Consider the following 9,751-nt stretch of genomic DNA (forward strand, 5'->3'; position numbering starts at 1 on the left):
ATTGGCGAACTGCCTCCCGGATGGCTGGCTTGTAGACACATCACCCGCCAGGAGGTCCCAGGTGAACCCACGCAGCACGGCCATCGGTCATCTCGAAACGCTCGCCGAAGCCCTCGCCCCGAATGACGAGCTGCGAGTGCTCCGCGAGTTCGACATCGACGTCCCCGTCCTTTCGGTGGCCAACACCGACATGCGAGACGGGCGCGGATGGGAGCTCCTGTCAGGTGTGGTCTTGGTCGGGACGGGACGGGACGGGCGGAGCTGGTTCTACTGGGACAGCGGCGATGCCCTGGGACCGGCGGACGGACTGGATGACGCCGTGCAGCGGGTTCTCCGCGCACTCACCATCCGCGAGCCAGCATGACCTCGGCGAAGGCGGGCCAGCCGGACGATCAGTCCACTGCGACCGAGCCGATCCCCGAGCCAGGCGGTCCCGCCCTCCTGGCGAGCCTGGCGGTCGCGTTTCGTGGCCAGGGCTTTACGGCCGAGATCAAGAGCGGGCTGCTTCAGGTGACGGACGGCCCGGACAGCCGGGGCGTCCGGCTCGATTGCCGTCGGCGTGCCGGTGACTTCGACCGGTGGTGGTTCACCTGGGCGGGCGGGATTTGGCTGTGTGAGGCCGACAAGCCGTTCGAGGCGATCACGACGGTGAAGGGCGCGTTGCGGCGGGCTGGGAACCTGGCCGGCCCCGAGGGAGAACTGACGGCGGCCGAGCTGTGCGCCGAGTTCCCGGGCTGGAACATCACCGAGACCGAGACCGACGACGGTCGCCGGTGGTGGGCCAGCCGCGGTGCACCGACGAGCAACGTCCTGGACCGCGCTTCCGACCTGACGGCCGACAGTCCCGAGGGGCTGCGGTCCAAGCTGCGGGCCCACCGATGAGCGTGGGCGCGGCGGAACCATTCCGGGGAGCAACCCGCCGTGCCCGCCCGACACCGCACGGCCCGCGCGGGGGTCGTGCGGCCCGATGCCCGGCCGGCGGACTGGGGAATCCGTCCGGCCGGGTGGGGGGATCGCGCGGCCGGTGCTCCACACCCCCGCCCCTAGGGGAGCACCGGCCGCGCTTGGGGAGGGCAGTGATGACGGAGTACCAGTTGAGCGGCGCTGACGGCGTCTACTTCCTCCGCGACCAGGACGACCGGATCGCAGGGACGCTGCTGCGCGAGGCGGGCGGGTGGTGGCGCGGCGTCGCCCCCGGCGGCCGGGTCCGCAAGTTCTTCGTCCCGCCCGACACCGACGGCGACGCGCGGCTGATCGCTGCCGAGCGCCTCGTCGGTCCATGAGACCCCGCGGCCCCGGGTTTGCTGGCGCGCGCCCGGGGCCGCGGTTCCATACCGATCGAGCGATCGGAGGGCTACTCTCTGCCACATGTATCGCTACACCCGAGAGGGACGCCAGCTCGCGTCCACCCCCTGCCCCTCCACGGGTAGCAGGCATCGGCCGTGCGACATCGCGGCCCAGCTCGACACCTTCTACTGCTCCGCCTGCGGAGCCATCCCCACGGACTCCGTCTGGCATGACTTGGACGAGAGGTTTCGATATGACCCGTATTCGTACCATCCTGACGCCGCTGCTCAGCGCTAGCGTCGAGTGCTTCGCCTGCGACGGCACCGGCTGGAGCAAGAAGACCAACGCCAAGTGCCGGGTCTGCAAGGGCACCGGCACGATCACTGGCTGACGCCCCCACCGCGCCCCGTCTCCGCCTCGGCGGGGGCGGGGCGTCCGGTGTAGCGACTGGAGGACCCATGCAACCCATCCCGAAGCGGACCGTCCGCGTCCGACTGGAGGGCGCTGACGCCGACGTGAACGAGGCAACCGCGCTCCTGGCATTGCTGCCCGGCTTCGCCCGGGGCCGGGTGCGGCTCGGCGAGATCTCCATCCCCCACGTCACCCGGCAGGGCATGTTCCGGTACATGGACCTGTACATCCTCGACAGTGCACCGGATGGGGCGGAGCAGTAGGCAACACCGCGAGGCAGCGGGCCAGCAGGGCGAGGGGCGCGAGGATGTCCATGCCTCAAGCGTGGGCGGCGTGCTGGGCGGGCGGAACTGGAACCGCGTTCTGTGGATAACCGCGCGGTCAGCCGTGTCGGCTCGCCGGGTGGCTCCCGCCCAGGTGCTCCGGCATATAGCAGACCATGGTGACGTGCTCGTCCTCGCACCCCAGGCACCGGTAGGTGCGGTGCCCGCCGTGGTGCTGCCGCGCCGCCGGACAGCCGCACGGCGCCCAACCCACCAGGACGTGACCAGGGCGTAGGCGGTGACCGTACGGGCAGACGCGAGGCATGCCCGCCACGATAGAGGGGACGCTCCCGGCGTTTACCGGCGAGGCCGCGAGGGTGTCCATGCCTCAAGGTGGGCAGGGCGCCGGTGACAGGAACTGGAACCGCGTTCTGTGGAAAACGGAACGGCCCACCCTCCGCCGAAGCGAAGAGCGGGCCGCCCGTGTGTGCCAAGTCCCCACCGGAACGATACGTCGCCATGCCGCGCACGTCCAGACATGACGGAATGACGAAACGGCCCCCGCCCCTCCCGGAGGAGGAACGGGGGCCGTTCGCGCCGGACGGGCTTCCCCACCCGCCGACGTGTCGAGGCTACCGGGGGCTGACGTAGGCCGGAACGCCGCGCGCCAGCCCGAGGGACAGCAGCACGCGGCCGGCCGCCGGATAGCGGGTCTCAATCCACCGCGCCGCGGCGTAGTAGACGGCGGTGACGGCGGGGGTGACGACCGCGGTCACCGCAGTCGCGTCCAAGTCGAGCCCGATGCGGGCGGCCTGGCCGACCAGGACGCCCACGATGAGCGGGACGACGGTGCGGACGATGCTGTCGTACATGGGGACTCCTTAGGTTCGGGCGGTCGGTGCTGCCCGGGTGGTGGATTCGTCGAACGGCAGGAGCGGGGCGGTCGTGGCCAGGCGCTCGCGGGCGATGGTGGCGTAGTGCTCGGTGATCTCGACACCGATGAAGTCGCGCCCTTCGGCGACTGCGGCGACGCCGGTGGAGGCGGCGCCAGCGAACGGGTCGAGGACGGTTCCGCCGGCCGGGCAGATCTTCACCAGCTCGCGGAGGACGTCGACGGGCTTCTGGGTGATGTGCTGTCGGGCCTTGCCGCGGGGCTGTGAGCCTTCGACGATGCCGGGGAGGTAGATGGGCTGGGCGTGCCGGACGGGCGGCCCGGATGAGGCCCACAGCACGTATTCGCACTCGCGGCGGAAACCGTCCTTGCACGGGCGGGAGATCGGCTTGCGCCAGGGGATGATTCCGCGCCAGGTCCACCCCGCGGCCTGCAGCGCGTCGCTGGTGGCGGGGAGTTGGCGCCAGTCGGTGAACACCAGCGCGGACGCTCCGGGAACGGCCACTCGAAGGCACTCGGACATGACCAGGGTCAGCCAGTATCCGAACGAGCGCTGGTCGCGGTTGTCGCCGGCGAAGTCGGCCAGGCCCTGCGCGTAGTTGCCAGAGACGTACTTGCCGCGGGCGGAGTCTCCGCGGCGTTCGGTGGCGGTGCGTCCGCCGGAGTTGTAGGGCGGGTCGGTGATGATGCAGCCCACCGAGGCGTCGGGCAGGGTCGGGAGTACGGCGAGCGCGTCGCCGTGATGGATCGTCCAGGTCACAGTTTCGTCCTCGGGTCGCATACGCCGTCTGGTGACGAGCGAGTCGTGAGGGCGCCGCGCGGCGGCCATCGTGGAACCAGGTCGAACTCGGGGACGGTGGGGCGCGGCTGCGGCGTTCGGAGCCGAGACCGCGCCCCCGCGCCGCTAGCTGTGGACGCGGAGCAGGACCGGCCACGTCTTCGGCCCCACCTCGCCGTCCGCCGAGACGCCGCCCCACTTCTGCACGGCCTTCACCGCGGCCTTGGTCTTCGCGTCGAACATGCCCGTGACCTTGACCTCCGAGTGGCTGCGCGCGAGCAGCAGCCCCTGCACGGTCTCGACGTGCTCGCCCTTGGAACCGTCCTTGACGAGCGGGAGATTCTGCACCATGTCCTCCATCCAGGTGGCGGCGCCGCCGGACGACGACCCGCTGTAGGCCGGGCGCCCGTACCCGGCGATGACGTCCGCGCCCCGCACACGGCGCAAGCACGCGTCCGAGGTGTTGCCCTCGATCGTCTGGACGCGCCCGCCGCCGAGCACCTTCTCGACCACGCCGACGTGGTCGATCGCACCGACCGAGTTGGACGCGCCCCAGTCGAAGAACACGATGTCCCCCGGCCTCGCGGCGTTGACGTTGGTCGCGGTCCCGACGTGCCAGCGGCCCGCGCGCTGGAAGTCCTGCGCGTGGTAGACGGTGTACGCCCGGTCCCCGGCCGGGAGAACCGCAGCGGCGTTGCCTGACCGGCGGGCCCACTCGGTCACGGAGATGTCGCACCAGGCGACCGCCCGGAACTCCGACCCGTTGCGGGACGCATACGCGTTCGTGAGCGCGTTCGGCCGGCCACGCGTGCCGAGCCAGCGGCGGGCTTCGGCCAGCATCTGCGCGGCGGTGCCCACGTCAGATCTCCGTTCCGCGGTAGATGCCGTACTGGTCGGGCACGCCGTACAGCGCGGCAAGCACCTGCTCCTCGTCGGCTTCCGTCGCCCGGTCGACGCCGGGCGCCTGATCGACGCGCTCGACGAGCGTCGCCTCGGTCTCCTCAGCCATCGTTCTCCTCTCCCTTGGCGCAGTACGCGGCCTCGGTGGGCCCGTCTGCGGTCATCACGGTCCCGGTCCGGACCTGGTAGCCGTCCGGGCATGTCGGGCCGGCAGGCCCTTGCTCGCCGCGCGGGCCCTGCTCTCCGGCCGGGCCGCGCTCACCGGCCGGCCCCTGCGCGCCGGTCGCGCCGTCCTTGCCCGCCTGCCCAGCAGCGCCCGCACCGCCGGACGGGCCCACCGGACCGGGCGAGCCGGACGGGCCGCGGCTCCCCGCCGTCCCGCCGGGCCCCGGCCGCCCCGCGGCACCAGTCGCGCCGGACGGGCCCGGACCGCCGGACGGCCCCGGCTCTCCGGGATGCCCCGGCTCACCCGGCCGCGGCGTGACGACCGGCGTTCCGCCGAGGCCGCGCACCTGCGCGGCGAGCTGGTCGACCTGCTGCGCCAGTTCCGAGCGCTCCGCCCGCGCCCGCGCGGTGATCCCGGCGGTGAGCGTCGCGCCCGCGACGGCCAGGAGCACCGCGACGAGCACGGCTAGGTCCCGAGCGGCGATCCGGCGGCGCCGCGGCCGGGGCGGGCCGGTCACTTCCCGCCCTTGGTCAGCAGCATCATCACGACACCCACGACCAGCGAGGACACGATCGCGCCGACGCAGGCGTAGACCGCAGCCCGCGCCGCGGACCGGGCGGCCTCGCTCTCCCGCTCCATCCGGGCGAGGCGCAGTTCAAGGGCCGCCTTGTCCGCGAGGTACACCTCCCGTAGGACGTAGGTGTCCAGGCGGGCGTGGATCTGCGCGAGGTCGTCACGGATGTCGACACGGAACGACTCGACCTGTCTGCTGACCTCGCCGAGGGTCGGTTCATATGCCACGCGACCCCCTCGCCGAGGCCCGTCCAAGCGCAGCCATCACGCGACGCTCAGCGTCCAGTCGTCGGCCGCAGCCTTGGAGACGATGCCGCTGGACTGCTGCTGGAGCAGCTTGGTCCCGCCGGCGGGTGCGATCGGCCCGACGACCTTGACGCCGGTGACGCCCGTCGCGGCGTAGATCGCCGGGGTCCCGGACGGTGTCACGACGGTCTGGGATGCGCCGCCCGCCCACTGGCAGCCGGAGAGCAGCACCTCACTCGTGGAGCCGCGCAGGTGCACCTGGCCCTTGTCCTGCGGGGACCGGCCCGTCGAGCTCGGGTTCACACAGTTGTTGAAGAACCACAGCTTGTCGAACACCAGGCCCTTGCCTCCGGTCACCAGGATCGCGGCGCCCTGGCACGCCGTGGTAGCGCTGCGCCCGGTGGAGTCGAGCAGCGTCCCGGAGAACACGAACCCGCCGTACGACCCGTCGATCCTGATGCCGGTGGCCTTCTCCGGGGTGATGTACAGCGGCCCGAACTGGCTGCGGCTCATGTGGGTGAACCACACGTAGAACTTGCTCGCGGCGAGCTGGGTGCTCGACAGGTAGCCGCCGTTCTGCCAGTAGTAGTTATCGCTGCCGGCCAGCTTGAACGGCGTGTCCGTCGAGTTGTTGGTGTACGTCCGGTCGATACGGACGCGCAGGTGGCGGGCGTGCATGACGGTGGCGAACCCGACCCACGCCAGATCCTGGAACGTCGCGTCCTGGATGATCGGGCCGCTGTCCAGGTTGGTCGTGGGCGTCAGCCAGTTCACGGTTCCGTTCGCGGCGCGGAACTGGATGCCACTGACGAAAACGTTCTTCACGCCACCCGAAGGGACGGAGAGCAGAGCAGATCCGCCGACGGTGACGACGCACTGCGGGCCGGTCGCCGAGAACTCGCGCTCGACGTTGCCGAGGCTGCCGACGAGCCGGAGCCCGTTGTACATCTCGTACGGGCCGCCGGTAAAGCTGTGGGTCCGGGTAGACAGAACGATCGCGGGCGGCCGGGTCTGCGCCGACGCGTACGCCATTGCCGCCTGGAGACGTTGGTCATCGGTCCCGTCGAACGCGTCGAGCGGCACGCCGTACGTCGCCTCGTGCAGGGCGAGGCGCTCCGTCGTGGCGCCGAACGCACTGTTGAGGGTGGCACCCCAGGTGTCAGCCGATCCACCCGGAGTGGGCAGGCCAGGCGAGAACGGGATGGGCACGAGGGCTCCTTACTGCCAGGTCCCGCCAACGAGGCGGTAGAGGATGCAGGGCCGCCACGCACCGTCGACCAGGACGGACATGGGCGGCGTGCCGGTATCGATAGTCATGCCGACCTGGACCCGCCACGAGGCGGACGCGGTCAGCGGACCGCCGGACGTGACCGCGGTCGCCTCCCACCCGACCGGTACCGTCCACGCCGCGGCTGCGGGCCGGCGCACGGCCGGCGTCGCGGACCACTGCACGGGCACGGTCCAGGCCGCGGCGGCGAGATGGATCCGCGGGCCGATCGCGGCGGCGACATTGGAGACCGCGAGGTCGTCCAGCCAGAAGGTCGGCCAGGTCGGAGAGGTGTTGGTGTTCCCGAAGCGGACCGCGTCCGCGCCGCCGCCGACCGCGCCGGCCAGGGCGACGAGGGGCGTGCCCTCGGTGTCGCCTCGGTGGACGGTCACCGCCGCCGCGGTGCCGGACACCACGACCTCGATCCGGTACACGGTGCCGGTCGCCATCGCCGTCGAGGCGGTCGCGACGATCGCGTTGGAGGCGTCGCGCAGCCGGAGCAGTCCGGCGCTGGTGACGTCCAGGCGCCACCGCAGTGCGCTGTTCCCCGAGCCGTATGCCTGGAGGATCGGGTTCCCCGCGGACGGGTAGGCGGACATCTCCAGGTAGACGCGGACCGCATGGTTCGTCAGGGTCCCGAGCGCCGTCGACGTCCAGTAGAGCTGCGCCGCCGTGCTCGCCTGCTGGTCGACGCGGATCCGCGGGGAGCGCGGGCCGGTCGTGTCGACGTGCGAGGCGCCCGAGGTGACCGTGTTGAACGCCGTGTCGCCCGGACCGACGGTACTGCTGGTGACGGTGGTCTCGTCGGCCAGCCCGTTCCCGTACCAGCGCGCGACGACCGTCATCAGGGGATCGTGATCGTCAGGGACCCCGCGGCGATCGTGAGGTCCTCGCCGCCCGAGCACACCACGCTCGCGGTCAGCGCGCCCCAGGCGACGCGGGTGCCGGCGTCGTCGTACACTTCGCCGCCGACGATCGTGGCGGCAGGCATGTTGGCGAACATCAGGTCGGCGGTGTTCTCGGTGACGCCGCTGGTCGCGACCGTGAACGCGATCGTCTGCCGGGCGTATCCGCCGCCCGTCGCCTCGGCGCCCGCGCTGGTCGCCGAGCCCAGCACGGTGACCAGCGCCAGCTTGAACGGCGGGTCGGGGGTGTAGGTGGCCGTGCCGGTCAGATGGTCCAGCAGGGCGTTCGCCGTGGCGGCGGTCAGGTTCGACATGGGTCCTCAGCTCTCCAGGTCAGCGGCCGTAGGGCCCGGCGCCGTAGGGGCCGCGGCCGTAGGGGGTAGCGGCAGGTGGTGCGGGCGGGGTGACGGGCGGTCGGTCGAGTGCCTGCCACAGCCCGTCGATCAGCCGGTAGATCACGGTCACGGCGTCGCCGTCCATTGGTCACCGGGTAGCGCGTATCCGCCGCCGGTCGACGGTGCGGGCGGCGGGCCGATCCACTCGGCGATGCGGCCCGTGTCGGGTGCTGAGGTGGCGCGCAGGGGCCAGCTTCCGCCGACCTTGATGACGACCTGCTTGCCCGGGGCCGGGGCTCCGTTCAGGTCCGAGTACTCGCCGGACGTCGCCACGTCCGCGAGGCCCGGCTTGCCGGTCAGGTCGGCGTAGTCGCCGGTCGTGGCGACGGCCGCGAGGCCGTCCACGGTGGCCGACAGTCCGGCGATGGCGGAGGCGTTGACCTCGACGGCACCGACGACCGCGCCGAGGTCGGTGGCGACCATGAGGTAGCGGGCGGGGCCGCCGGCTGCCGCGGCCCACATCTCGGTGACGCCGTCCGGGCCCTGGAACCTTGGGATTGTGCCGATCGGCAGGGTGATGCCGTCGCCGCTGATGATCTGCGAGAGCGCTGAGCCAGCTTCCGACAGCAGGTCGGTGTACTGGGTGCCGCCCGATTTTTGGTTGAAGAAGCTCACCGCCACGCCGCCGGTCAGGACGGCGACGTTGCCAGTGCCGGGGGTGAACGTCCAGTCGGCCGGACTCATCCCGAACCAGTGCCTTGCCATGTCGATCTCCTAGACCATGTAGTCGACGCTGGCCTGCACGGTCCGGCCGGCCGGGATGTCCACGCTCAGCGGGAAGATCCGCACGGATCCGTCCGTCTCGATTCGGACCGCGGTCGGCGCCCGGTCATGGAACCCGGCCCCGACCTCCTGGACGGACGGCCTGAACTGGGCGGGCAGGATGAACGGCACGGATCCGTCTGGGTCCGAGGTGGAAAGGCCGTTCGTGCTCCAACGAGCGACCGCGACCCGCAGGTGAACCGACCGGTTGACCCGACGGATCCGGGACACGCTGTTGTTCGTCCACGCTCCGCCGTCGGGGCCGTTGGTGGACAGGTTTACCCAGCCGGTGTCCTCATAGATGCTGACCCGCTGCGAGCCGTTCCAGCCGAACCATGAGCGGGTGTCCTCGGCGAACCCGAGTTCGCCGAGCTTGGGGAACAACATGTCGCTGGCCTGCGGCCACGCCCGGACCCGGGACCCGACGCGGTGACCCTCCAGCCACAGGTCCCCGAGGTTGATGACGCTGGCGCCGGAGGCGACGGTGACGCGGGCGACCGGCACCTGCCACAGCCCTGTTGGCCCCTCGTCGCGCGTCAGTGTGGGGGCGCCGGAACCGGGCGAGCCGGTGACGACGACCGCGCGGACCGTCCAGTCCGACCGGTCCAGCTCGAGCGCGACGCGGTCGACGCGGACCGTGCCCGAGGTGTTCTCGGCGATGGTCAGCGGGACGTCGGACGCGCCGGCCGTCCAGCCGAAGCCGCGCACCGAGGCGTATTTGCCCGCCCGCATCTTGACCGCGCGGGCGGTGCCGTCGGCGTACACAGGCCCGCCCGCAGTGTCGATGAACACCCCGTTCGGGTCCATGTAGAACCCGTCCTCGGTGAAGTGCGCGGCGAGCTGCTCGTACTGGATCTCATCGACGGTCCGGCCGTCAGCGGGGTCCGGCCATGACGACTCGGCCAT

Annotated in this window: 17 protein-coding genes; 5 read left to right on the forward strand and 12 right to left on the reverse strand. The window is 71.7% G+C overall.

Annotated features, from left to right (window positions below; genetic code table 11):
* Positions 1–61: 61 nt before the first annotated feature.
* The 5 genes from OHA34_RS01945 to OHA34_RS01965 all read left to right on the forward strand — a co-directional run bounded on the left by OHA34_RS01945 (position 62) and on the right by OHA34_RS01965 (position 1,961).
* Positions 62–364 (forward strand): hypothetical protein, encoded by a 303-nt coding sequence (locus OHA34_RS01945; protein WP_329520484.1) that lies wholly within the window; start codon positions 62–64, stop codon positions 362–364.
* Entirely contained in the window at positions 361–882 is a 522-nt protein-coding gene (locus tag OHA34_RS01950) for a hypothetical protein (RefSeq protein WP_329520485.1), read from the forward strand. Before OHA34_RS01945 ends, OHA34_RS01950 begins: the two co-directional genes overlap by 4 nt.
* A 197-nt stretch (positions 883–1,079) precedes the next feature.
* Positions 1,080–1,283 (forward strand): hypothetical protein, encoded by a 204-nt coding sequence (locus tag OHA34_RS01955; protein WP_329520486.1) that lies wholly within the window; start codon positions 1,080–1,082, stop codon positions 1,281–1,283.
* A gap of 257 nt (positions 1,284–1,540) precedes the next feature.
* Positions 1,541–1,678: a hypothetical protein gene (locus OHA34_RS01960; RefSeq protein ID WP_329520487.1), complete on the forward strand. Its 138-nt coding sequence runs from the start codon at positions 1,541–1,543 to the stop codon at positions 1,676–1,678.
* Positions 1,679–1,745: 67 nt separating this feature from the next.
* Positions 1,746–1,961 (forward strand): hypothetical protein, encoded by a 216-nt coding sequence (locus tag OHA34_RS01965; protein ID WP_329520488.1) that lies wholly within the window; start codon positions 1,746–1,748, stop codon positions 1,959–1,961.
* A 632-nt stretch (positions 1,962–2,593) separates the two neighbouring features.
* On the opposite strand, the gene OHA34_RS01970 is transcribed toward OHA34_RS01965, so the two are convergent.
* From OHA34_RS01970 to OHA34_RS02025, 12 genes are all read right to left on the reverse strand, one after another.
* On the reverse strand, positions 2,594–2,833 hold the full coding sequence (locus tag OHA34_RS01970) for a hypothetical protein (protein ID WP_329520489.1): 240 nt from the start codon (positions 2,831–2,833) through the stop codon (positions 2,594–2,596).
* A gap of 9 nt (positions 2,834–2,842) precedes the next feature.
* A complete protein-coding gene (locus OHA34_RS01975) occupies positions 2,843–3,613 on the reverse strand; it encodes a DNA-methyltransferase (RefSeq protein ID WP_329520490.1) in 771 nt (256 codons plus the stop codon).
* A gap of 144 nt (positions 3,614–3,757) precedes the next feature.
* Positions 3,758–4,489, reverse strand: coding sequence for a peptidoglycan-binding protein (locus OHA34_RS01980; protein WP_329520491.1), 732 nt, complete (start codon positions 4,487–4,489; stop codon positions 3,758–3,760).
* A 1-nt stretch (position 4,490) separates the two neighbouring features.
* The gene (locus OHA34_RS01985) at positions 4,491–4,640 is read right to left on the reverse strand and encodes a hypothetical protein (protein WP_329520492.1); all 150 of its coding nucleotides are present in this window, start codon (positions 4,638–4,640) and stop codon (positions 4,491–4,493) included.
* Positions 4,633–5,214, reverse strand: a complete 582-nt coding sequence (locus OHA34_RS01990) for a hypothetical protein (protein WP_329520493.1) — start codon at positions 5,212–5,214, stop codon at positions 4,633–4,635. The genes OHA34_RS01985 and OHA34_RS01990 overlap by 8 nt, the downstream gene beginning before the upstream one ends.
* Entirely contained in the window at positions 5,211–5,498 is a 288-nt protein-coding gene (locus OHA34_RS01995; protein WP_329520494.1) for a hypothetical protein, read from the reverse strand. The genes OHA34_RS01990 and OHA34_RS01995 overlap by 4 nt, the downstream gene beginning before the upstream one ends.
* A 36-nt stretch (positions 5,499–5,534) precedes the next feature.
* On the reverse strand, positions 5,535–6,725 hold the full coding sequence (locus OHA34_RS02000) for a hypothetical protein (protein ID WP_329520495.1): 1,191 nt from the start codon (positions 6,723–6,725) through the stop codon (positions 5,535–5,537).
* Between the two features lie 9 nt (positions 6,726–6,734).
* Complete coding sequence (locus OHA34_RS02005) at positions 6,735–7,628, reverse strand: hypothetical protein (RefSeq protein ID WP_329520496.1); 894 nt, start codon at positions 7,626–7,628, stop codon at positions 6,735–6,737.
* Positions 7,628–8,002 carry a phage tail fiber protein gene (locus tag OHA34_RS02010; RefSeq protein WP_329520497.1) on the reverse strand — a complete coding sequence of 125 codons (375 nt, stop codon included), beginning with the start codon at positions 8,000–8,002 and terminating at the stop codon, positions 7,628–7,630. The genes OHA34_RS02005 and OHA34_RS02010 overlap by 1 nt, the downstream gene beginning before the upstream one ends.
* Positions 8,003–8,021: 19 nt before the next feature.
* Positions 8,022–8,168 carry a hypothetical protein gene (locus OHA34_RS02015; RefSeq protein WP_329520498.1) on the reverse strand — a complete coding sequence of 49 codons (147 nt, stop codon included), beginning with the start codon at positions 8,166–8,168 and terminating at the stop codon, positions 8,022–8,024.
* Positions 8,150–8,788 carry a hypothetical protein gene (locus OHA34_RS02020; protein WP_329520499.1) on the reverse strand — a complete coding sequence of 213 codons (639 nt, stop codon included), beginning with the start codon at positions 8,786–8,788 and terminating at the stop codon, positions 8,150–8,152. The genes OHA34_RS02015 and OHA34_RS02020 overlap by 19 nt, the downstream gene beginning before the upstream one ends.
* A 9-nt stretch (positions 8,789–8,797) precedes the next feature.
* Entirely contained in the window at positions 8,798–9,751 is a 954-nt protein-coding gene (locus tag OHA34_RS02025; protein WP_329520500.1) for a hypothetical protein, read from the reverse strand.

It is taken from the genome of Spirillospora sp. NBC_01491 (assembly GCF_036227065.1).
In the GTDB taxonomy this organism is placed as follows: domain Bacteria; phylum Actinomycetota; class Actinomycetes; order Streptosporangiales; family Streptosporangiaceae; genus Spirillospora; species Spirillospora xylanilytica.

Bases quoted from the DNA above. Each gene is read 5' to 3' on its own strand.
- OHA34_RS01950 (WP_329520485.1), top strand. From the start codon at position 361: ATGACCTCGGCGAAGGCGGGCCAGCCGGACGATCAGTCCACTGCGACC.
- OHA34_RS01955 (WP_329520486.1), top strand. From the start codon at position 1,080: ATGACGGAGTACCAGTTGAGCGGCGCTGACGGCGTCTACTTCCTCCGC.
- OHA34_RS01960 (WP_329520487.1), top strand. From the start codon at position 1,541: ATGACCCGTATTCGTACCATCCTGACGCCGCTGCTCAGCGCTAGCGTC.
- OHA34_RS01965 (WP_329520488.1), top strand. From the start codon at position 1,746: ATGCAACCCATCCCGAAGCGGACCGTCCGCGTCCGACTGGAGGGCGCT.
- OHA34_RS01970 (WP_329520489.1), bottom strand. From the start codon at position 2,833: ATGTACGACAGCATCGTCCGCACCGTCGTCCCGCTCATCGTGGGCGTC.
- OHA34_RS01985 (WP_329520492.1), bottom strand. From the start codon at position 4,640: ATGGCTGAGGAGACCGAGGCGACGCTCGTCGAGCGCGTCGATCAGGCG.
- OHA34_RS02005 (WP_329520496.1), bottom strand. From the start codon at position 7,628: ATGACGGTCGTCGCGCGCTGGTACGGGAACGGGCTGGCCGACGAGACC.
- OHA34_RS02010 (WP_329520497.1), bottom strand. From the start codon at position 8,002: ATGTCGAACCTGACCGCCGCCACGGCGAACGCCCTGCTGGACCATCTG.
- OHA34_RS02015 (WP_329520498.1), bottom strand. From the start codon at position 8,168: ATGGACGGCGACGCCGTGACCGTGATCTACCGGCTGATCGACGGGCTG.
- OHA34_RS02020 (WP_329520499.1), bottom strand. From the start codon at position 8,788: ATGGCAAGGCACTGGTTCGGGATGAGTCCGGCCGACTGGACGTTCACC.
- OHA34_RS02025 (WP_329520500.1), bottom strand. From the start codon at position 9,751: ATGGCCGAGTCGTCATGGCCGGACCCCGCTGACGGCCGGACCGTCGAT.